The sequence below is a fragment of the Brevundimonas sp. AJA228-03 genome, assembly GCF_017795885.1.
Taxonomy (GTDB): domain Bacteria; phylum Pseudomonadota; class Alphaproteobacteria; order Caulobacterales; family Caulobacteraceae; genus Brevundimonas.
Genome location: NZ_CP059297.1, coordinates 916,082 through 936,260 on the forward strand (window position 1 = coordinate 916,082; position 20,179 = coordinate 936,260).

Annotated in this window: 19 protein-coding genes; 17 read left to right on the forward strand and 2 right to left on the reverse strand. The window is 68.3% G+C overall.

The features are described 5' to 3' along the window. Positions 1–10: 10 nt before the first annotated feature. Positions 11–262, forward strand: a complete 252-nt coding sequence (locus tag HZ989_RS04545) for a hypothetical protein (RefSeq protein WP_209322448.1) — start codon at positions 11–13, stop codon at positions 260–262. Between the two features lie 66 nt (positions 263–328). Here HZ989_RS04545 and HZ989_RS04550 read toward each other — a convergent pair whose 3' ends face one another. Both HZ989_RS04550 and HZ989_RS04555 read right to left on the reverse strand, forming a co-directional pair. Beyond that, positions 329–871, reverse strand: a complete 543-nt coding sequence (locus tag HZ989_RS04550) for a cytochrome c family protein (protein WP_209322449.1) — start codon at positions 869–871, stop codon at positions 329–331. 110 nt (positions 872–981) lie between these two features. Beyond that, positions 982–2,271: a DUF3422 family protein gene (locus tag HZ989_RS04555; protein ID WP_209322450.1), complete on the reverse strand. Its 1,290-nt coding sequence runs from the start codon at positions 2,269–2,271 to the stop codon at positions 982–984. Positions 2,272–2,362: 91 nt separating this feature from the next. Between HZ989_RS04555 and bchI the strand changes: the two genes are divergently transcribed. The 16 genes from bchI (at position 2,363) to pyk (ending at position 20,039) form a co-directional block, all read left to right on the forward strand. Then, positions 2,363–3,373, forward strand: a complete 1,011-nt coding sequence (bchI, locus tag HZ989_RS04560) for a magnesium chelatase ATPase subunit I (protein ID WP_209322451.1) — start codon at positions 2,363–2,365, stop codon at positions 3,371–3,373. Next, complete coding sequence (locus HZ989_RS04565) at positions 3,370–5,166, forward strand: magnesium chelatase subunit D (RefSeq protein WP_209322452.1); 1,797 nt, start codon at positions 3,370–3,372, stop codon at positions 5,164–5,166. Before bchI ends, HZ989_RS04565 begins: the two co-directional genes overlap by 4 nt. Positions 5,167–5,242: 76 nt before the next feature. Then, the gene (gene bchO / locus HZ989_RS04570; RefSeq protein WP_209322453.1) at positions 5,243–6,139 is read left to right on the forward strand and encodes an alpha/beta fold hydrolase BchO; all 897 of its coding nucleotides are present in this window, start codon (positions 5,243–5,245) and stop codon (positions 6,137–6,139) included. Further along, the gene (locus HZ989_RS04575; RefSeq protein ID WP_209322454.1) at positions 6,136–6,306 is read left to right on the forward strand and encodes a hypothetical protein; all 171 of its coding nucleotides are present in this window, start codon (positions 6,136–6,138) and stop codon (positions 6,304–6,306) included. The genes bchO and HZ989_RS04575 overlap by 4 nt, the downstream gene beginning before the upstream one ends. A gap of 334 nt (positions 6,307–6,640) precedes the next feature. Beyond that, positions 6,641–7,741, forward strand: coding sequence for a methyltransferase (locus HZ989_RS04580; protein ID WP_209322455.1), 1,101 nt, complete (start codon positions 6,641–6,643; stop codon positions 7,739–7,741). A 99-nt stretch (positions 7,742–7,840) separates the two neighbouring features. Then, positions 7,841–8,764, forward strand: a complete 924-nt coding sequence (bchC, locus tag HZ989_RS04585; RefSeq protein WP_209322456.1) for a chlorophyll synthesis pathway protein BchC — start codon at positions 7,841–7,843, stop codon at positions 8,762–8,764. After that, on the forward strand, positions 8,761–9,753 hold the full coding sequence (locus tag HZ989_RS04590) for a chlorophyllide a reductase iron protein subunit X (RefSeq protein ID WP_209322457.1): 993 nt from the start codon (positions 8,761–8,763) through the stop codon (positions 9,751–9,753). The genes bchC and HZ989_RS04590 overlap by 4 nt, the downstream gene beginning before the upstream one ends. Before the next feature lie 5 nt (positions 9,754–9,758). Then, the gene (gene bchY, locus HZ989_RS04595; protein ID WP_209322458.1) at positions 9,759–11,282 is read left to right on the forward strand and encodes a chlorophyllide a reductase subunit Y; all 1,524 of its coding nucleotides are present in this window, start codon (positions 9,759–9,761) and stop codon (positions 11,280–11,282) included. Then, entirely contained in the window at positions 11,279–12,754 is a 1,476-nt protein-coding gene (gene bchZ, locus HZ989_RS04600; protein ID WP_209322459.1) for a chlorophyllide a reductase subunit Z, read from the forward strand. The genes bchY and bchZ overlap by 4 nt, the downstream gene beginning before the upstream one ends. Before the next feature lie 114 nt (positions 12,755–12,868). Beyond that, positions 12,869–13,030 (forward strand): light-harvesting antenna LH1, beta subunit, encoded by a 162-nt coding sequence (gene pufB, locus HZ989_RS04605; RefSeq protein ID WP_209322460.1) that lies wholly within the window; start codon positions 12,869–12,871, stop codon positions 13,028–13,030. Positions 13,031–13,112: 82 nt separating this feature from the next. Beyond that, positions 13,113–13,286: a light-harvesting antenna LH1, alpha subunit gene (pufA, locus tag HZ989_RS04610; RefSeq protein WP_209322461.1), complete on the forward strand. Its 174-nt coding sequence runs from the start codon at positions 13,113–13,115 to the stop codon at positions 13,284–13,286. Positions 13,287–13,407: 121 nt separating this feature from the next. Further along, entirely contained in the window at positions 13,408–14,232 is an 825-nt protein-coding gene (gene pufL, locus HZ989_RS04615; RefSeq protein ID WP_209322462.1) for a photosynthetic reaction center subunit L, read from the forward strand. 13 nt (positions 14,233–14,245) lie between these two features. Next, entirely contained in the window at positions 14,246–15,166 is a 921-nt protein-coding gene (gene pufM, locus HZ989_RS04620; protein ID WP_209322463.1) for a photosynthetic reaction center subunit M, read from the forward strand. A gap of 157 nt (positions 15,167–15,323) precedes the next feature. Further along, entirely contained in the window at positions 15,324–16,733 is a 1,410-nt protein-coding gene (locus HZ989_RS04625; RefSeq protein WP_209322464.1) for an alkaline phosphatase PhoX, read from the forward strand. An 81-nt stretch (positions 16,734–16,814) separates the two neighbouring features. Beyond that, a complete protein-coding gene (locus HZ989_RS04630) occupies positions 16,815–18,485 on the forward strand; it encodes an alkaline phosphatase family protein (protein WP_209322465.1) in 1,671 nt (556 codons plus the stop codon). A 114-nt stretch (positions 18,486–18,599) separates the two neighbouring features. Further along, on the forward strand, positions 18,600–20,039 hold the full coding sequence (gene pyk / locus HZ989_RS04635) for a pyruvate kinase (protein WP_209322466.1): 1,440 nt from the start codon (positions 18,600–18,602) through the stop codon (positions 20,037–20,039). Positions 20,040–20,179 lie beyond the last annotated feature (140 nt).

Sequence of the window (20,179 nt, forward strand, 5' to 3'; positions counted from 1 at the left end):
CGCCTGGCCGATGAGCGGCTTCTTCGCCAGCGGCCATGCGGTCGATCTGATCCTGGTCATCATGGCGATCGAGGCTGTGGTCCTGCTGATGACACGCCGCATGATGCCCTGGGCCCTGCTGCTGGTATTCGGCCCGGGCGTCTGCATCCTGCTGGCCGCACGAGCGGCCTTGGTCGGGGCGGACTGGGGGTGGATCTCGCTGGCTCTGGCGGCGTCCTTCCCGCTGCACCTGCTGGACCTGCGTCGCCGCCTGTCCCGCTGACCGCACAAAGAAAAAGGCCCCGGCGTTTCCGCCAGGGCCTTCCGGTTCCGGGCTGAACCCCCGGGATCAGTCGTTGTCGTGAGCGTTCAGATAGGCGATGACGTCCGCGCGCTGCTGCGCGTCACGCAGGCCGACGAAGGCCATCTTTGTGCCCGGGATATAGGCGCGGGGGTTTTCAAGATAGGCGAACAGGGTCTCGTTGTCCCAGACCTTGCCGCTGGCCTTGTTGGCGGCAGAGTAGTTGTAGCCGGCGACCTGACCAGCGGTCCGGCCGATGATGCCATGCAGGGACGGGCCGACGCGGTTCACGCCTTCCTCGATCGCATGGCAGGTGCGGCACTGGGCGAAGATGCGAGCACCCGCAGCCTCGGTGCCCGTGAAGCCGGCGACCACGACGCTGCCGCCAGCGGCAGCCGCGTCGGCGGCCGGTGCCGCCGCCGGTTCCGCCGCAGGCGCAGGCGCGGGGGCCGGAGCCTCGACCGGAGCGGTTGCGGGTGCGGCGGCCGGTTCGGCCGGCGCGGCGGCCTTGTCTTCACCACCGCCCGAGCAGGCGGACAGTCCAAGCAGGGCGCCGACGGCGACCATACCAACGATACCGAAACGACGCATAGATACAGCTCCCTGGGTTTAGTTGCGGGGAGATTAGTCCGGCGCCAACCGGTGTCAACTGCGGCGGACACCGTCCAGTTCAGGAAACGCGCTGCGAAACCGCCGCAGGCTCAATGTTCCTTCTCCAGCCTGTGCCGCCAGGCCGTCAGGCCGATCCAGACGCCCAGTGCCAGGATGGGAGCGATGATGCCCTGGGCCACCGTCGCGTCGAACCGGGACCAGACATGCTCGACCGCCTTCAGCGGAAAGCCCAGCAGGCCGATGGCATAGTAGGCGATGGCCACGGTCGAGAATCCCTCGACCGCCTGCTGCAGTTTCAGGGAGGTGCCCGCGCGTCGATCCATGGAGGCCAGCAGGGCCGCGCTGGTCGCTTCGGCCGCCACCTCCACGCGGGTATTCAGCATCTGCGTCATGCGGGCGATCCGGTCGATCGTGGCGCGCTGGCGTTCGGCCACCGCGTCGCAAGTCCGCATGGCCGGATCCAGTCGCCGCTGCATGAATTCGCCCAGCGTCAGCAGGCCCTCGATATGGTGCTCGCGCAGCATCTCGATCCGTTCCCGGACGATGCCGTGATAGGCGGCCGCCGCGCCGAACCGGAAGCCGGTGCGCCCGATCAGGGCCTCGGTCTCTCCGGCCAGACCGGACAACTGCTCCAGCAGCAGCCGGTCGGCCACCGGGTCCGAATCCTCTGACAACCGATGCGCCAGTTCGCCCGCCCGGCGCTCGATCGCGGCCAGTTCGCCACTGGCCTGACCCGCCACCGGAAAAGCCAGCAGCGCCATCAGGCGATAGGTCTCGATTTCCAGCAGCCCCTGCACCAGCCGCCCGGTCAGGGCCGCGTCGCCCGCGTGGGCCAGCATCAGGAACCGGGTCATGCCTCCGGCGTCGGGCCGGAAATCGGTCAGGGCGATCGCCGCGCCGTCCGCCAGGCTGGCCCCGACCGCCTCGACCCCGAACAGGGCGGCGGTCGCCTTCTCGTCGACAGCGGGCCAGACCTCCAGCCGCGTCGCGACCAGAACGTCGCCCGGTATCTGCGCCAGCCAGTCTTCGGGCGCGAGGTCCATCGCCGTCTCCGCGAACGGCGTCGTCCCCGTCGGCGTGCGGAAAAAGGTCCAGGTCGACAGCTCCGTATGGCGCTCCCAGCGCAGCCGCCACATTCCGGCATCCAGCGCGCACCATCGGGCGCCGGGGCCGGGCTCGGACTGACCCAGGCGGCGGCAGAGAGCGGTCATGTGCTCGCGGTCGCGCGCCTCTCCGTCCTGACCGGCCAAGGTGGCGATCCGGGTGACGAGGGCCGGTCCGACCAGAGGGGTGAAGGGCCGGGCATGGGCTTCGGCCAGCAGGGCGTCGCGCTGCGGATGATAGCGCCAGCTTCTGGCGGACCCGGACGCACTGGCCATTTCGTCCCCCATCGCATTCCTCGCCCTACCGCGACGCGTTGACCCGAACGGTCATGCATGAAACCGTAACTGTCAAACGGATTGGACACTGATGCGCGTCGTCTTCCCCTTCTCGGCCATCGTCGGCCAGTCGGACATGAAACAGGCCCTGCTTCTGGCGGCCGTGGACAGGACTCTGGGCGGGGTCATGGTGTTCGGCGACCGGGGATCAGGAAAAACGACGGCGGTGCGCGGTTTGGCCGCGCTGTTGCCTGCTCTCCCGGTCATCGTCGGCTGCCGCTTCAACTGCGAGCCGGACCGGCCCAGCCCGGCCTGCGATGGCGTATGCAAACATGCCGGAGTCGGAGCCACGCCTTCGCCGGTCGTGGACATGCCGCTGGGTGCCACCGAGGACCGGGTGGTCGGCGCGCTGGATCTGGAACGCGCCCTGACGCTGGGGGAGAAGGCGTTCGAACCGGGGCTGCTGGCCCGGGCCAACCGCGGCTTCCTCTACATCGACGAGATCAACCTGCTGGAAGATCATCTGGTCGACCTGCTGCTCGACGTCGCCCAGTCGGGCGAGAACGTGGTCGAGCGCGAGGGCCTCAGCGTCCGCCACCCCGCCCGGTTCGTTCTGGTCGGTTCCGGCAACCCCGAGGAGGGCGAACTGCGGCCCCAGTTGCTGGACCGGTTCGGCCTGTCGGTCGAGGTCCGCACGCCCGACACCCTGGCCGAGCGTGTGGAGGTCGTGAAGCGCCGCGACGCCTTCGACCGCGATCCCGAAGGTTTCTCCAGGGCGTGGAAAAGCAAGGACGCCGCCATCCGCAGGAAGGTCGCCGCCGCCCAGAGCCGGCTGGATGCCATCGTGGTGCCCGATGCAGTTCTGGAGATGGGCTCGCGCCTGTGCATGGCCGTCGGGGCTGACGGTCTGCGGGGCGAACTGACCCTGCTGCGCGCCTCCCGGGCCAGGGCTGCGCTGGATGGGCGGGATGCGGTGACCGAAGCCGACCTGCGCCAGATCGCGCCGATGGCCCTGCGTCACCGGTTGCGGCGCGGACCGCTGGACGAGCAGGCCTCCACCGTGCGGATCGAGCGCGCCATGGACGAGCTGCTGGCGGCATGACCGGGGCCGACGCCCAGGCCGGGGCCGCTCAGGATCGCTGGGCCGACGCCATGCTGGTCGCTGCGCTGCTGGCGGTGGACCCCGGTCTCGGGGGCGTGGCGATCAGGGCCGGCCCGGGACCGACCCGGGACGCCTGGCTGAGCGGATTTCGCGCCCTCCACACCGCCGACACGCCGTGGCGACGCATGCCGCCGGGGATCGGCGACGACCGTCTGCTGGGCGGGCTCGACCTGGCGGCGGCGCTCGGAGCGGGCCAGCGCATGCTCCAGCGCGGCGTGCTGGCCGAGGCGGATGGCGGGGTGGTCATCGCCCCCATGGCCGAGCGGATGGCGACCGCCACGGCCGCGCGCCTGGCCGGAGCGATCGAGGACGGGGCCGTCCGCGTCGAGCGCGACGGGGTGGCCGAGCGTCTTGCCACGCGATTCGTGCTGGTGGCGCTGGACGAAGGTCTGGGCGACGAGCTTCCGCCTGAGGCCCTGATGGAGCGACTGGCCTTCCGCATTGAGCTCGACTCCATCGGCCACCGCGACGCCCTGCCGATCAGCGCCACGCCCGACGACATCGCCGAGGCCCGCGCTGCCCTGGCCGAGGTCGCGGCCCCCGGCGAAGACGCCGTCCATGCGATCTGCTCGGCTGCGGATGCTCTGGGCGTCTGGTCGCTGCGGGCCCCTCGCCTGGCCTTGCGCACCGCCGCGGCCCTCGCCGCACTCGAGGGCCGCGACGTCATCGAGCGGGACGACCTGTCGAACGCCGCCCGACTGGTCCTGAGCCCGCGCGCCACCCGCATTCCCGCACCGCCCGAGGCGGAACCCGACGCGGCCGAGGCTCAACCCGAACCCGACGACGTCGACACGCCGCAAGACCCGCAGACCGGGGGCGAGGACGACGGTCCGGACGACACCGATCGGGGGCAGGGTGCCCTGGACGACATCGTACTGGAGGCGGCCCGCGCGGCCCTGCCCGAGGGCCTGGAGGATCTGTGGCTGGCCACCGGTGCCGTGTCCCGCGCTGCGCCGGCCCGATCCGGCGCTTCGGGCGCGCGTCTGCCTGCCGCCAGGCGGGGTCGTCGCATCGGCACCCGTCCCGGTCAGCCGGATGGATCGGCCGGTCTGGATCTGGTGGAAACGCTGAAGGCCGCAGCGCCCTGGCAGCGGCTGCGCGGCAAGCCGACCGGATCGGCAGGGTCGCTCCGGGTGTGCCGCGACGACTTCCGCATCCGCCGTTTCGAGCAGCGCTCGGAATCGACGGTTATCTTCGTGGTCGACGCCTCGGGCTCGGCCGCCCTTCAGCGGCTGGCCGAGACCAAGGGCGCGGTCGAACTGCTTCTGGCCGAGGCCTATGTGCGCCGGACGCAGGTGGCCCTGATTGCCTTCCGGGGGGAGACTGCGGACCTGCGCCTGCCACCGACCCGGTCGCTGGCCCGTGCCCGCAGGCAGCTGGCCGAACTGGCCGGAGGCGGGGCGACGCCATTGGCCGCGGGGCTGGAAGCCGCCGCGATCCTGGGCGTGGCCGAACGCGCGAAGGGCCGTACGCCTCTGCTGGTCTTCATGACCGACGGGCGCGGCAATATCGCGCTCGATGGCGGGGCCTTTCGCACCCGGGCGGAACAGGATGCGTTGAACGCCTGCCGCCGCATCCGCGCAGCGGGGCTCCGCGCCGCGCTGATCGACATTTCCCCCCGCCCGCGCGGCGAGGGGGCCAGACTGGCCGAGGCCATGGGCGCGACCTTCGCGACCCTGCCCTATGTCGAGGCCGGGCGGGTCCGCGATGTCGTCCGGTCGCTGGAGGACTGACGGTGGCCTCAGCGACGCCCGGGCGTGCGGACCTCGGCGATCGCCCTGTCGGGCGACGTCTCGGTAAGGTGAAGGTGTGAGCGACCGTCCGGACTGGGATGTCGAGGGCCGCGACTGGCCCAATCGCGCGGCCAGCCGGTTCGTCACGGTCGGCGACCTGCGCTGGCATGTGCAGGTCTCCGGTCAGGGGCCTGTGATCCTTCTGCTGCACGGGGCCGGGGCCGCGACCCACAGCTGGCGGGATCTGACGCCGCTGCTGACGGACCGGTTCACCGTGGTCGCTCCCGATCTGCCGGCCCAGGGTTTCACCGCCATGCCGCCCGACCACGGTCTGTCCCTCTGGGCCATGGCCCGGCGCACGACCGCCCTGATCGAGGCTCTGGACGTTCGGCCGTCGATCGTCGTCGCCCATTCGGCCGGGGCGGCCATCGCGCTGCGGATGTCGCTCGACGGCCGGTTCGGAGAGGCACCTGTCATTGCCATCAACGGCGCGCTGCAACCCTTCGCCGGAGCCGTCGCGCCCCTGTTCCGGGGCCTGGCCATGGGCCTGTTCGTCAATCCGCTGGCGGTGCATCTGTTCGCCTCGGCCGCGCGGGACCGGAACCGCGTCGCCCGCCTGATCCGGGGGACGGGCTCGGTGATCGACGACCGGGGCATCGACCTCTACGCCCGCCTGCTGCGGAAGCCCGGCCATGTCGCGGGGACCCTGGGCATGATGGCCAATTGGGACATCTCCGACATGCTGCGGTCCCTGCCGCAGCTTCAGGCCGATCTGACCCTGGTGGTCGGCTCGCGCGATCAGGCCGTGCCTCCCTCGGTGGCCGAAGAGGTTCGGGCATCCCTGCCGGTTGCGACCATCGTAACGCTTCAGGGTCTGGGCCATCTGGCGCATGAGGAACGGCCCGATCGGGTGGCCGCCATCGTCGCCGATGTCGCGGCGGTCCATGGATTGCTGACAGGAGAGACGGCATGAGAGACGAACACTTTTTCTTCATCGAGTTTATCCTGTTCTTTGGCCTGTTCCTGGGCTGGGCCGTCTGGGAACTGGTCTCCGTCAGGCGCTCCCGGAAGCGCGACCGCGACCGGTCAGCGGAGCGAGCACGGACTGCCGAAGGGCAGAATCGCCCGAAACAGGAGTGACCCTTCCCGGAGCAGGATCGCTCACATCAGGTCCCGGCGTTTCCGGTCGTCGCCATCCGGTGATCCCGGGGTCCCGATCCGACGATGACGATCCCGTCCGCCCGGCACCGCCTTGCCCTGTTGACACGACACCAAAGGTGTCCACCCTGATTGAGACAAGCGAAAGCCTCCCCCGCCGGGGGCTTGCGGTCACATCGTATACGATGTGATCCTCAAGGCATGTCGCGGCTTCGCGACATGACGGAGGGGGCCCGACCAGACTCCGGCGTGCGCGGTTGGCCCCCTCCACCGCTTCGCGGTCCCCCTCCCCCGATGGGGGAGGATTGATGCATTGATGACCGAGACTTTTGGTGACCACTGGCGTGCCTGGCGAAATGGTCTGGTCGGCGACCCCGGATTCCAGCGTTGGGCCTCGCGCTTTCCCCTGACCCGGCCGATGGCGCGCCGGCGGGCCCAGACCCTGTTCGACCTTTCGGCCGGCTTCATCTATTCGCAGATCGCCCAGGCCTGTGTGCGGTCCGGCCTGCTGACACGGCTTTCGAAGGGCCCCGCCTCCGTCGCAGACCTCTCGGCCGTCGTGGACCTGAACGCCGATGCCACCCTGCGTCTCGTCCGCGCCGCCGTGGCCCTGAAACTGGCCGAGCCCGCCGGTCCCGACCGCTATGCCCTGGGCATGGAGGGGGCCGCCCTGCTGGGAGCCCCCGGCGTCACGGCGATGATCGAGCACCACGCCCTGCTCTATGCCGACCTCGCCGACCCGCTGGCCCTGCTCAGGCGCGGGGGCGGGGGCGGGGCCCTCGCCGGTTACTGGCCCTATGCCGATGGCGACACCCCGGACCCGGAAGCGGCTGCGGCCTATTCCGGCCTGATGTCGGTCTCCCAGGCCATGGTCTCGGCCCAGGTGCTGGATGCCTTCGATCTGTCCCGCCATCGCCGGCTGATGGATGTCGGTGGAGGCCAGGGGACCTTCCTTCGCGCCGTCGCCGCCCGCGCACCGCATCTCGACCTCGGCCTGTTCGACCTGCCCCCCGTCGCGGCCCGCGCCCGCGCCGCCTTCGCCGCCGAGGGACTGACCGTCGAGGCCACCGGCGGCAGTTTTTTCGACGATCCGCTGCCGCGCGGGGCGGATGTGATCAGCCTGATCCGCATCCTGCACGACCACGACGACGGACCCGCGCTGGATATCCTGCGGGCCGTCCGCAAGGCGCTGCAACCCGGCGCGACCCTGCTGATCGGCGAGCCCTTCGCCGCCGAGCCGGGGGCCGAACGGGTCGGGGACGCCTATTTCGGCATGTATCTGCTGGCCATGGGCTCGGGCCGCCCGCGTCCGATACGCGAAGTGATCGATATGTGCCGCACGGCCGGATTCTCGACGGCCCGTCGGGTTTCCACCGCCATGCCCATGATCGCAGGACTGGTTGTCGCCCGCGCCTGACGCTCAAAAGTGTAATCAGGATTTGACAACATAAACTGTCAATCTAAGCTGACACTCGGGAAGGGTGCCTATGGGGGTGCACATCCCGAAGGCGAACCGATGAACACCTTGGCTGTCGTAATGGAGGAGCCCCGTCAGCTGGCGCTTCGCCGCCTCGACCTGAAGCCTGCCGGTCCCGACGATGTTGTCGTCGATGTGGACTGGAGCGGAATCTCGACCGGCACCGAACGCCTTCTGTGGGACGGGCGCATGCCCCACTTTCCCGGCCTCGGTTACCCTCTGGTCCCCGGATATGAGTCCGTCGGCCAGATCGTCGATGCCGGAGAAAACGCGCGGGCCCGCATTGGCCAGCGCGTCTTCGTCCCCGGATCGTCCCATTTCATCGACGCCCGCGGCCTGTTCGGCGGCGCGGCCAAGACGCTCATCACGCCTCAGGCGCGCACGGTCACCCTGCCGGATGGCCTCGGCGACCAGGGCGTCCTGCTGTCTCTGGCGGCCACGGCCTATCACGCCATCGTCGGCGGCACGGCCCCCGACCTCATCGTCGGCTACGGCACCCTGGGCCGTCTGCTGCTCCGCGTCACCGAGGCCATGGGCCACGACAGGCCGACCGTCTGGGAAACGAACGTCTCGCGGCGCAACGGCGTGGCCATCCACCCCGACGCCGATGACCGCCGCGACTATCGCAGCATCTATGACGCCTCGGGGGCCGAGGATCTGATGGACTATCTGGTCGCGCGGCTGGCTCGCAGCGGCGAGATCGTGCTGGCCGGCTTCTATGAAGCGCGGCTGTCCTTTGCCTTCCCCATGGCCTTCATGAAGGAAGCCCGGTTCCGCATCGCTGCCGAGTTCAGGCCGGAAGACGTCACGGGCGTCACCGACCTCATCGCCTCGGGTGCGCTCAGCCTGGATGGCCTGATTACCCACCGTATGGCCGCCACCGAAGCGAACGACGCCTATCCTGTCGCGTTCGGCGAGCCCGACTGCCTGAAGATGATCCTCGACTGGAGGAATTGCGCATGACCATCACCCTGATTTCCCACAAGGCGCTCCGCGAAGAAGCGAAACAGGAGCCGGATCCCGTCCACACGGGCGAGGTCACTAAGGAAACCCAGATCATCGCCATCTACGGCAAGGGCGGCTCGGGCAAGTCCTTCGCCCTGTCGAACCTCAGCTACATGATGGCCCAGCAGGGCAAGCGGGTGCTGCTGATCGGCTGCGATCCCAAGTCCGACACCACCTCCCTGCTGTTCGGCGGCAAGTCCTGCCCGACCATCATCCAGACCTCGGCCGCCAAGAAGCTGACCGGCGAAGAGGTCAGGATCGAGGACGTCTGCTTCCAGCGCGACGGGGTCTTCGCCATGGAGCTGGGCGGGCCGGAGGTCGGTCGCGGCTGCGGCGGGCGCGGCATCATCCACGGCTTCGAACTGCTGGAGAAGCTGGGCTTCCACGACTGGGGCTTCGACTACGTCCTGCTCGACTTCCTCGGCGATGTGGTCTGCGGCGGCTTCGGCCTGCCGATCGCCCGCGACATGTGCCAGAAGGTCATCGTCGTCGGGTCCAACGACCTGCAGTCGCTCTATGTCGCCAACAACGTCTGTTCGGCGGTGGAGTATTTCCGTCGCCTCGGCGGCAATGTCGGCGTGGCCGGCATGATCATCAACAAGGACGACGGCACCGGTGAGGCCGCCGCCTTCGCCGACGCCGTGGGCATCCCGGTGCTGGCCTCGATCCCGGCCAACGAGGACATCCGGCGGAAGTCCGCGAACTATCAGATCATCGGCACCCCCGACAGCGAATGGGGAAGCCTGTTCGCCGGCCTGGCCCAGGCGGTCGCCGGGTCGCTGCCGCAGCATCCCAAACCCCTGACGCAGGACGGTCTGCTGGGGCTGTTCAGCCCAGAACAGACGGGCGGCGCGGTCAGCCTGATCCCTGCGACCCAGAGCGACATGCGCGGCGTCGATTTCGTGCCGCGGGCCTCGCTCGAAGTCATCTACGACGAGGCCGTCTGATCGCCATGGCCGACGGTCCCGCCCCCATCGCCAACGACCACGCCGCAGAGCCTGTCTCGCGCGATGGCGGCTGCCACGGTGGCAAGGCCGAACTGACGGCGGCTGCGTCCAGGGCGGGCAAGTCCGAAGTCCTGGCCCGCTATGCCAGGGACTATCCGGTCGGTCCGCACGACCAGCCGCAATCCATGTGCCCGGCCTTCGGCAGCCTTCGCGTCGGCCTGCGGATGCGGCGGACCGCGACGATTCTCTCCGGCTCCGCCTGCTGCGTCTACGGCCTGACCTTCACCAGCCATTTCTACGGTGCCCGCCGTTCGGTCGGCTATGTGCCGTTCAACTCCGAGAGCCTGGTCACCGGCAAGCTGTTCGAGGACATCCGCGAGGCGGTGTTCCAGATGGCGGACCCTGAGCTCTACGACTCCATCGTCGTGACCAATTTGTGCGTCCCGACCGCGTCGGGCGTGCCGCTGCAGTTGCTGCCGAAAGAGATCAACGGCGTCCGCATCGTCGGCATCGACGTACCGGGCTTCGGCATTCCGACCCACGCCGAGGCCAAGGATGTCCTGGCCGGTGCCATGCTCAACTATGCGCGCAAGGAGGCCGAGGCTGGTCCCGTGGCTGCGCCGCGCGAACGGACCGACAAGCCGACCGTCACCCTGCTGGGCGAGATGTTCCCCGCCGACCCCATGATCATCGGCCGGATGCTGGAGCCGATGGGACTGGCCGCCGGACCCGTCGTCCCGACCCGGGAATGGCGCGAACTCTATGCCGCCCTGGACTGTGCCGTCGTCGCCGCCATTCACCCCTTCTACACCGCCAGCGTCCGCGAGTTCGAAGCGGCAGGCCGCAAGGTCGTCGGCTCGGCACCGGTCGGCCGCGACGGCACCGCCGCCTGGCTCCAGGCCATCGGCGAGGCCTGCGACGTGCCCCAGGGCCAGATCGACGGCATCAAGAACGCCATGCTGGGTGCCATCGGGGGTGCCCTGGCCGGTACGCCGATCAAGGGCCGGATCACGGTCTCGGGTTATGAGGGCTCCGAGCTTCTGGTCGCGCGCCTGTTGATCGAGAGTGGCGCCGAGGTCGAATACGTCGGCACCGCCTGCCCGCAGACGAAATGGTCCGACCCCGACCGCGACTGGCTGGAATCCCGGGGCGTCACCGTCAATTACCGCGCCTCTCTGGAACAGGATCTGTCGGCGGTCGATGCGATCCGGCCCGACCTCGCCATCGGCACGACGCCGGTGGTCCAGCACGCCAAGTCGCTGTCGATTCCGGCGCTTTATTTCACCAACCTGATCTCGGCGCGGCCTCTCATGGGCCCGGCGGGCGCGGGGTCGCTGGCCCAGGTCATCAATGCCGCCATCGGCAACAAGGCCCGCTTCGACCGGATGACCTCCTTCTTCGAGGGTGTCGGCAAGGGCGACACCGCCGGCATCTGGTCCGAGACCCCGGTGGCCCGCCCCGAGTTCAAGGCCCGCTACGCCAAGCTTCAGGCGGCCGCCGCCAAGGCCGAGGAGCACGTCGGTACATGACGCTGATCCTCGATCACGACCGGGCGGGGGGCTACTGGGGCGCGGTCTACGCCTTCACCGCCATCAAGGGCCTGCAGGTCATCATCGACGGCCCTGTCGGCTGCGAGAACCTGCCAGTCACCTCCGTCCTGCACTACACCGACGGCCTGCCGCCGCACGAACTGCCCATCGTCGTCACCGGTCTGGGCGAGGACGAGCTGGGCCGCCACGGCACGGAAGGCGCGATGAAGCGGGCCTGGCAGACCCTCGACAAGGATCTGCCCTCCGTCGTCGTCACCGGTTCGATCGCCGAGATGATCGGCGGCGGCGTGACGCCCGAGGGCACCAACATCCAGCGCTTCCTGCCGCGCACCATCGACGAGGATCAGTGGCAGTCGGCCGACCGCGCCCTGACCTGGCTGTGGACCCAGTTCGGACCCAAGAAGATGCCGCGCCCGCGCCCGCTCGCGGAGGGCGACAGGCCGCGCGTGAACCTGATCGGTCCGATGTACGGCGTGTTCAACATGCCGTCCGACCTCGCCGAGATCCGCCGCCTCGTCGAAGGCATCGGATGTCAGGTTAACATGACATTCCCGCTGGGCAGTCACCTCGCCGATGTGCGCAATCTGGCCGATGCCGAGGTCAACATCTGCCTGTACCGCGAGTTCGGACGGGGGCTGTGCGAGGCGCTCGAGAAACCCTATCTCCAGGCCCCGATCGGCCTCGAATCCACGACCCTGTTCCTGCGCCAGCTCGGCCAGATGACCGGTGTCGATCCCGAGCCGTTCATCGAGCGCGAGAAGCACACGACGATCAAGCCGCTGTGGGACCTGTGGCGCTCGGTCACCCAGGACTTCTTCGCCACCGCCAGCTTCGCCATCGTCGCCAACGAGACCTACACGCGCGGCGTCAGGAAGTTCCTGGAGGACGACCTCGGCCTGCCCTGCCAGTTCGCCATCGCCCGCTGCGCCGGGACCAAGACCGACAATGCCGAGATCAGACGCCTGGTCCGCGAGACCAAGCCTCTGGTCCTGTTCGGCAGCATCAACGAACGCATCTATCTGGCCGAGGCCTCGCAGGGTGGCGGCGGGTTCGGACCCTCCGGCGTCTGGGTGCCGGCCTCCTTCCCGGGGGCTGCAATCCGCCGACATACCGGCACGCCCTTCATGGGTTACGGCGGCTGCACCTACCTGGTTCAGGAGGTCTGCAACGCCCTGTTCGACGCACTGTTCAACATCCTTCCCCTGGCATCCCAGATGGACAAGGTCGAGCCGACCCTGGCCCGCCCGCATGCCGAGCTGCACTGGGAAGAGGAGGCCGCCGACGAACTCGAGAAGCTTGTCGCCTCCCATCCGATCATTGTCAGAATTTCGGCGGCCAAGCGCCTGAGGGACACGGCCGAACGCGCCGCCCGTCAGGCCGGAGAGGACCGGGTCACTCTGGACCGCCTCTTTGCCGCCAATGCCATTGTCCTGAACGGGAGGGCCGCATGATGCGTCGCCGTCACCCGCTCGGCTTCCCCTTCCGTCGTCAGGCTTGTCCGGGCGGCGGAAACGACCACGGGATTTCCCCGTGGCCGACGACCCGCTCCAACGAAAGGAGGAGAGATGTCTAACCAACCTGAAACAACCGGTGGATCCTTCACCGGACTAACCCCTGAAGCAGCCAAGGCATTCCATGGCCACTTCATGGCCAGCACCATTGGTTTCACGGCCATCGCGCTCGTGGCCCATACGCTGGTCTGGTTCTGGCGTCCCTGGTTCGCCTAGGTCTCCAGTCTACTTTGTCGTCAAGGTCCAAAGCCTTGCCGTCGCCAACAAAGCCACCCGATGGCTATGGAGGACCACAGTTATGTGGAGAATTTGGCTTCTGTTTGATCCCCGTCGAGTGCTGGTCGCAATGACTGTCGCTCTGGTTACGATGGTTCTTCTGCTTCATTTCATCATGATCAGCGGACCGACGTACGACATCGATACCTGGGCGGGGGGGCCCCCTCAGCCTGCGGCATCGACCGCAGCACCCTGACGGGTTCCACCGCTGATGCGGCGCGCGGGCGGGAACGGAGCAATCCGCTTCCGTCCGACGCGACCGCGATCCCGATAAAAAATGTCCAGCTCGCGGGGCGAGACGAGGGACGGAGACGGTCATGGCCTTACTGAGTTTTGAGCGGAAATACCGGATCAGGGGCGGCACCCTGATCGGTGGCGACTTGTTCGATTTCTGGGTGGGGCCGTTCTACGTCGGCTTCTTCGGCGTCACGACCGCCTTCTTTGCTGCATTGGGCACGGCTCTGATTATCTACGGGGCGGCGCTTGGCGACACCTGGAACCCGTGGCTGATCACCATAAACCCACCCGACATCAAATACGGCCTGTCGCTCGCGCCTCTGCGCGAGGGCGGCATATGGCAGATCGTGACGATGTGCGCGGTCGGGGCCTTCTGTTCATGGGCGCTTCGAGAGGTGGAGATCTGCCGCAAACTGGGCATCGGTCTGCATGTACCGGTCGCGTTCGGCGTGGCGATCCTGGCCTATGTGTCCCTGGTGGTCGTCCGGCCGTTGCTGCTGGGGGCCTGGGGCTACGGGTTCCCGTATGGCATCTTTACGCACCTGGATTGGGTGTCGAACACGGGCTACCAGTACCTGAATTTCCACTACAATCCCGCGCACATGATCGCCGTGACCTTCTTCTTCACGACGACGATGGCGCTGGCGCTGCACGGTTCGCTGGTTCTGGCCGCGACCAATCCTGGCAAGGGCAAGCCGGTGCGCCAGCCCGAGCATGAGGACACCTTCTACCGCGACTTCATCGGCTATTCCGTCGGCACGCTGGGTATCCACCGCGTCGGCCTGTTCCTGGCCCTTTCGGCCGGGTTCTGGAGCGCGGTCTGTATCGTAATCAGCGGGCCATACTGGTCCGCAGGCTGGCCCGAATGGTGGGACGGCTGGCGCAACCTGCCGATCTGGCAATAGGAGAGGGGGAACCATGTCCGCCTATCAGAACATCTTTACCCAGGTTCAGGTTCAGGGGCACCCGGAGACGGGCGTGCCGGGCGTGGAGGGTGACGACTGGCGCGTCGGCACGCCAACCCTGGTTCACTGGATCGGCCGTATCGGCAATGCCCAGATCGGCCCGATTCATCTGGGCTGGACCGGGCTTCTGTCGCTCATCACCGGTTTCCTGGCCTTTGAGATCATCGGCCTGAACATGTTCGCGTCCGTGGGCTGGAACCCGGCCGAGTTCATCCGGCAACTGCCTTGGCTCGGCCTCTATCCGCCTCCGCCCGAGATGGGGCTGAAAATCCTGCCTCCCCTGGACCAGGGCGGCTGGTGGCTGATCGCGGGCTTCTTCATGACCGTCTCGATGATCAGCTGGTGCGTCCGCAGTTATCTGCGGGCCAAGGCTCTGGGTCTGGGCACCCATACCACCTGGGCCTTCGCCTCGGCCATCTGGCTGGTGCTGGTGCTGGGCTTCATCCGCCCGATCATGATGGGTTCCTGGTCGGAAGCCGTGCCGTTCGGCATCTTCCCGCACCTGGACTGGACCGGGGCCTTCTCGATCACCTACGGCAACCTGTTCTACAACCCGTTCCACTGCCTCTCGATCGTCTTCCTGTATGGCTCCACCCTGCTGTTCGCCATGCACGGCGCAACCATCCTGGCCACCAGCCGCTACGGGTCCGAGCGCGAGGTCGAACAGATCACCGACCGGGGCACGGGGGCCGAACGCGGTGCGCTGTTCTGGCGCTGGACCATGGGTTTCAACGCCACGATGGAGTCCATCCACCGCTGGGCCTGGTGGTTCGCCGTTCTGACCACCCTGACGGGTGGCATCGGCATCCTGCTGACGGGCACCGTCGTTCCCAGCTGGTACGACTGGGCCATCGCGCACAACTACGCGCGCTGATCCCCGGCCGACTTCGGTCGGATAGCGACACGATGATGAACGGGGCGCCGGTTTCCGACCGGCGCCCCGGATCGTTTGTCGCACCGGCTGTCATGGAACCATGATGACGCGGTTTGCGCCGCAGCTTATCGAGGAACCCTGTCCGGAGCCTCGTCCCATGCGTCTTGATCGCCGCGCCCTGTTGTCTGCCGCCGCCGCTGCCACCGCTTTCGGCGGCCTGGCTCGCAATGTTGACGCCCGGTCCGCAGGGACGGAGACCTACGTCAATGAGGTCGATGGCTACGGACCTCTGAAGGTCGATCCGAACGGCATGCTGGACCTGCCCGAGGGCTTTTCCTACCGCGTCATCTCCCAGGGTGGCGAGGTCATGGACGATGGCCTGGTGGTGCCCGGACAGTTCGACGGCATGGGCTGTTTCGCTCTGGAGGGCACACGCGTCGCCCTCGTACGGAATCATGAACTGAAGGGCTCGAACGCCAGTCACCGCAACTGGGGCCCGGGCGGTTCCGATCAGGCCGGGATCGATCGCCTCGATGTCGGCCGCGCCTATGACACCTACAAGGACGGTCGGCCCCTGCCCGGCGGCACTACCACCCTGATCTACGACATGGCCACCGGCCAGACGGTGCGCCAGCACCTGTCGCTGGCCGGGACCAGCACCAATTGTGGCGGTGGCCACACGCCCTGGGGCTCCTGGCTGACCTGCGAGGAGACCGAGGAAACGCCCGCCGACGCGGATGTGACCCGGTCGCATGGCTATGTCTTCGAGGTGCCGGCCACCGAGACCGGCCTCGTCGACCCCGTGCCGCTCAAGGCCATGGGCCGGTTCGACCACGAAGCGGTCTGCATCGATCCGCGCACGGGCGTGGCCTATCTGACCGAGGATCAGGTCGACGGCCTGTTCTATCGTTTCATCCCGAACACCCCGGGCAAGCTGATCGAGGGCGGCCGGCTTCAGGCCATGGCGTTGAAGGATGTGTCCGGTGCCGACACCACCAATCACCACGCCCGGCTCTGGTCGCCCGGTGAGTGGCGCGAGGTGGTGTGGATCGACCTGGATGACGTCGACAGCCCGAAGGGCGATCTTCGTCAACGCGGCCATGCCGGGGGCGCGGCTCTCGTCGCGCGCGGTGAAGGTATCTTCTGGGCCAGGGACGAACTGTATCTGACCGCCACCTCCGGCGGACCGCTGCAACGGGGGCAGATCCTCCGCTACCAGCCATCGGCCCTGGAGGGCGAAACCGGTAAGGCGGATAACGCGGGCCGGATCCAGCTGTTCGTCGAAAGCGCCGACGAACGCACCCTGAATATGGGCGACAACCTGGTCGTCGCCCCCTGGGGCCACCTGATCGTGTGTGAGGACAACTATACGGCCACGATCGGCAACCATCTGAAGGGCGTGACCCCCGACGGCCGTCTCTATACGATCGCCAGGAACGCCTTCCGCGGCAATTCGGAGTTTGCCGGTGCCGTGTTCTCGCCGGATGGCGGGACGCTGTTTGTGAACCTCCAGTTTCCGGGCATCACCCTGGCCATCACGGGGCCGTGGGAGGCCGTGGTCGCCTGACAAGGACCTCTCGATGCGCTGGCCGTCTTCGATCTGTTGCGTCCCGGGTTTAGGGCCGACCTTCAAACGCCACGGTGTGCCATGACCCGCCTGATCGCCAGCGCCTGCCTTCTCCTCGGCCTTATGGCCCCCGTCGCCGCCACGGCCCAGAGCGGGGCCGGGAATGGGCGTCCCCCCGCCCTCGTCGTGACCATCGTCGTCGACCAGTTCAGCGCCAATCTGTTCAACCAGTACCGCAGCCGGTTCACGGGCGGGCTGCGTACCCTGGCCGATCAGGGTCTGGTCTATGCCAATGGCTATCAGGCCCAGGGCATCACCAAGACCTGCCCCGGTCATGCGACCGTCCTCAGCGGAGCCTGGCCGACCACCGTGGGTATTCCGTCCAATGAATGGATCGACCCGGTCAGCGGCCTTCAGGTCTATTGCCTTGCCGCGCCGCAGAATACACTGGCCGACGGCGGACCGGGCGAGAACGGCCGCGTCGGCCCCGACAACATCCGCGTCACCATGCTGCCCGACTGGCTGAAGTCCGTCAGCCCGCAGAGCCGCATCTATGCCGTGTCGGGCAAGGATCGCGGGGCCATCAACCTGGCCGGCCACAATCCCGACGGGGCCTACTGGATTCAGGAAGGCTTCGGCCTGACCACCTATGTCGAGCCGGGGCAGACGGCCGGGGACCGGCTCGCGCCTGTCGCCGCCTTCAACGCCGCCTACCGTGCGCGTTACTCTGCCGATCCGGTCGGAAGCTGGACCTATCAGCACGAATTCTGCCGCACGCTGAAGGGTGAAAGCAGCCTGTACGGCGAGGTGCTGCACGCCGACCTGCCGCCGGACCACTACAATCTGGAAGACTCGCCCGCTCTGGACGAGACGACGCTCGCGGCCGCGACGGACCTGCTGGAGCGCCAGCAACTGGGCCGGCGGGGCGTCACCGACATGCTGGGCATCAGCCTGTCGGGCACCGACAAGATCGGTCACGCCTACGGCACCCAGGGGCCGGAGATGTGCGAGCAACTGCTGCGGATGGACGAGGCCCTGGGGGCCTTCCTGGACAAGGTCGCCGAGGTTCCGGGCGGGGCCATCGTCGTCCTGACGGCGGATCACGGCGGATCGGATTCGCCGGAGCGCATGGCCGAGCGCGGCGCGCCCGCCGGCCGCAACGACCCGGAGATGATGGACCGCATCAATGCCAGCCTGCAGGTCGAATTCGGCCTGATGTCTGCGCCGCTTCAGAACGGCTCCACCGGTCTGATCGTGGCCGGAGCCGATCACGTCCGGCTGTCGCAACCCTTGCGCGGGCAGATCGTCGCCGCGTCCTTGGCCCTGCTGGCTCAGGAGCCGACCGTCGCCTATGCCGTCGCCATCGACGACCTGCTGGCCGACCCCCTTCCCGCCCGCGACATCGAACCGGAGGCCCTGTCGGTGCGGGAGCGCCTGCGTCTCAGCGCCGTGGCCGACAAGGGCGCGGACATCATGATCGCCTATGGACCCTATCTGACCGGCCAGACCCGGCCCGGTGGCGCGGTCGCCAGCCATGGCTCGGTCTGGGACTATGACCGGCGTGTGCCGATCATCTTCTGGCGCCCGGACGGCCCGGCGCAGGAACGGTTCTGGCAGATCCGGACCGTCGACATCGCCCCCAGCCTGGCCAATCTGATGGGGCTGACGCCCGCCGACACGGTGGACGGGCTCTGCCTGGATCTCGGCGTCTATGGTGCCCCGGCCTGTCCGGCGGTCGAGCCGGCTCGGTAACAACGACTCACTTCCTGTTTCCCGGGGCCCGACCGTTCTGCCGCAGGCGGTCGTTTCGTGGCACAAGGCCTTCGGGAAACGATGCCGACCAACGCGTCGGTCCAGGTGGGACACATGATCAGAGCAAGACGCGCCCGTATCGTCGCGACACTGGGTCCGGCCAGCCGCGCTCCCGGCATGGTCAAGTCGCTGGCCGAGGCCGGGGTCGATGTCTTTCGCCTGAACTTCAGCCACGGCTCGCATGACGACCACGCTGCTGCGCTGAAGGCCGTGCGCGGGGCCGAGATCGCCCTGCGGCGCCCCCTGGGCGTCCTGGCCGACCTGCAAGGTCCCAAGCTGCGTCTGGGCCGCTTTGCCGACGTCGAGATCGACGTGAAGCCCGGCCACAGGATGCGGTTCGACCTCGACCCGACGCCGGGCGATGCGACGCGGGTGCAGATGCCCCATCCCGAGATCTTCAAGGCCCTGCGCACCGGCATGCTGCTGCTGCTCGACGACGGCCGGGTCCGGCTGCGGGTCGGGGCGCGCACCGACGACTGGGCCGATGTGACGGTCGAGAGTGGATTGAAACTCAGCGACCGAAAGGGCGTCGCCGTGCCCGAGGCCGTCGTGCCCGTCTCGGCCCTTACGCCCAAGGACCGCGAGGACCTGGCCTTCGCCCTGCGGCTCGGCGTCGACTGGGTCGCTCTGAGTTTCGTGCAGAAGCCCGAGGACATGGCCGAGCTGAAGGCGATCGTGAAGGGCCGTGCCGCGTGCCTGGCCAAGATCGAGAAGCCCCAGGCCCTGGCCGACCTCGACGCCATTCTCGACTACTGCGACGGCGTCATGGTCGCGCGCGGCGACCTGGGCGTGGAGATGGAGCCGGAAGAGGTGCCGGTGGCCCAGAAGCGCATCATCCGTGCCGCCCGCCAGCGCGGCGTGCCGGTGATCGTGGCGACCCAGATGCTGGAGTCCATGACGGCCTCGCCCGCGCCCACCCGCGCCGAAGCCTCCGACGTCGCCAATGCCGTCTATGAGGGTGCCGACGCCCTGATGCTGTCGGCCGAGACGGCGTCGGGCGACTATCCGCTGGAGGCCGTCGGCATCATGAACCGGATCATGGAGCGGGTCGAAGCCGACCCCCTGTGGCCCAGCCTGATGGACGCCGAGCACGCCGGCATGGACGATATCGACGCCGATGCCCTGGTCGCCGCGGCACGCAAGGCCGGCGAGGCCCAGTCCACCGCCTGCATCGTCATCTTCACGACCCTGGGCGGCACGGCGCGTCGCATGTCGCGCGAGCGGCCCCTCCAGCCCATGCTGGCCCTGACGCCCCGGCCCGAGACCGCGCGTCGTCTGGCCCTCGTCTGGGGTCTGGAACCGCGCCTCGGCAAGGAGCCGACCTCGCTGGAAGACGTCACCGACGACGCGGTCAACTCCGCCATGCAATACGGCCTCGCCCAGCCGGGCCAGCGCGTCCTGATCCTCGCCGGCACCCCCTTCGGCGCCCCGGGGGCTGCGAATCTGCTGCGACTGGCGCATGCTCCGATGAAGAAGGCAAAACGGCAGTCCTGAACCCTCTCCCGGAGGGAGAGGGCTTGAGCGCACGATCACCCTGGTGATCGTTCTTGCGCGAAAGGGTGAGGGGACCGATGTCGACGATCAGCCACCGTAACCCCTCACCCGACCGCGCCAGAACGACGGCTGCGCCGCCG

What these genes read in the sequence shown, in the direction of transcription:
- HZ989_RS04545 (WP_209322448.1), top strand. Translation starts at nt 11, where the DNA reads ATGAGCGGCTTCTTCGCCAGCGGCCATGCGGTCGATCTGATCCTGGTC.
- HZ989_RS04550 (WP_209322449.1), bottom strand. Translation starts at nt 871, where the DNA reads ATGCGTCGTTTCGGTATCGTTGGTATGGTCGCCGTCGGCGCCCTGCTT.
- HZ989_RS04555 (WP_209322450.1), bottom strand. Translation starts at nt 2,271, where the DNA reads ATGGCCAGTGCGTCCGGGTCCGCCAGAAGCTGGCGCTATCATCCGCAG.
- bchI (WP_209322451.1), top strand. Translation starts at nt 2,363, where the DNA reads ATGCGCGTCGTCTTCCCCTTCTCGGCCATCGTCGGCCAGTCGGACATG.
- HZ989_RS04565 (WP_209322452.1), top strand. Translation starts at nt 3,370, where the DNA reads ATGACCGGGGCCGACGCCCAGGCCGGGGCCGCTCAGGATCGCTGGGCC.
- HZ989_RS04575 (WP_209322454.1), top strand. Translation starts at nt 6,136, where the DNA reads ATGAGAGACGAACACTTTTTCTTCATCGAGTTTATCCTGTTCTTTGGC.
- HZ989_RS04580 (WP_209322455.1), top strand. Translation starts at nt 6,641, where the DNA reads ATGACCGAGACTTTTGGTGACCACTGGCGTGCCTGGCGAAATGGTCTG.
- bchC (WP_209322456.1), top strand. Translation starts at nt 7,841, where the DNA reads ATGAACACCTTGGCTGTCGTAATGGAGGAGCCCCGTCAGCTGGCGCTT.
- HZ989_RS04590 (WP_209322457.1), top strand. Translation starts at nt 8,761, where the DNA reads ATGACCATCACCCTGATTTCCCACAAGGCGCTCCGCGAAGAAGCGAAA.
- bchY (WP_209322458.1), top strand. Translation starts at nt 9,759, where the DNA reads ATGGCCGACGGTCCCGCCCCCATCGCCAACGACCACGCCGCAGAGCCT.
- bchZ (WP_209322459.1), top strand. Translation starts at nt 11,279, where the DNA reads ATGACGCTGATCCTCGATCACGACCGGGCGGGGGGCTACTGGGGCGCG.
- pufB (WP_209322460.1), top strand. Translation starts at nt 12,869, where the DNA reads ATGTCTAACCAACCTGAAACAACCGGTGGATCCTTCACCGGACTAACC.
- pufA (WP_209322461.1), top strand. Translation starts at nt 13,113, where the DNA reads ATGTGGAGAATTTGGCTTCTGTTTGATCCCCGTCGAGTGCTGGTCGCA.
- pufL (WP_209322462.1), top strand. Translation starts at nt 13,408, where the DNA reads ATGGCCTTACTGAGTTTTGAGCGGAAATACCGGATCAGGGGCGGCACC.
- pufM (WP_209322463.1), top strand. Translation starts at nt 14,246, where the DNA reads ATGTCCGCCTATCAGAACATCTTTACCCAGGTTCAGGTTCAGGGGCAC.
- HZ989_RS04625 (WP_209322464.1), top strand. Translation starts at nt 15,324, where the DNA reads ATGCGTCTTGATCGCCGCGCCCTGTTGTCTGCCGCCGCCGCTGCCACC.
- HZ989_RS04630 (WP_209322465.1), top strand. Translation starts at nt 16,815, where the DNA reads ATGACCCGCCTGATCGCCAGCGCCTGCCTTCTCCTCGGCCTTATGGCC.
- pyk (WP_209322466.1), top strand. Translation starts at nt 18,600, where the DNA reads ATGATCAGAGCAAGACGCGCCCGTATCGTCGCGACACTGGGTCCGGCC.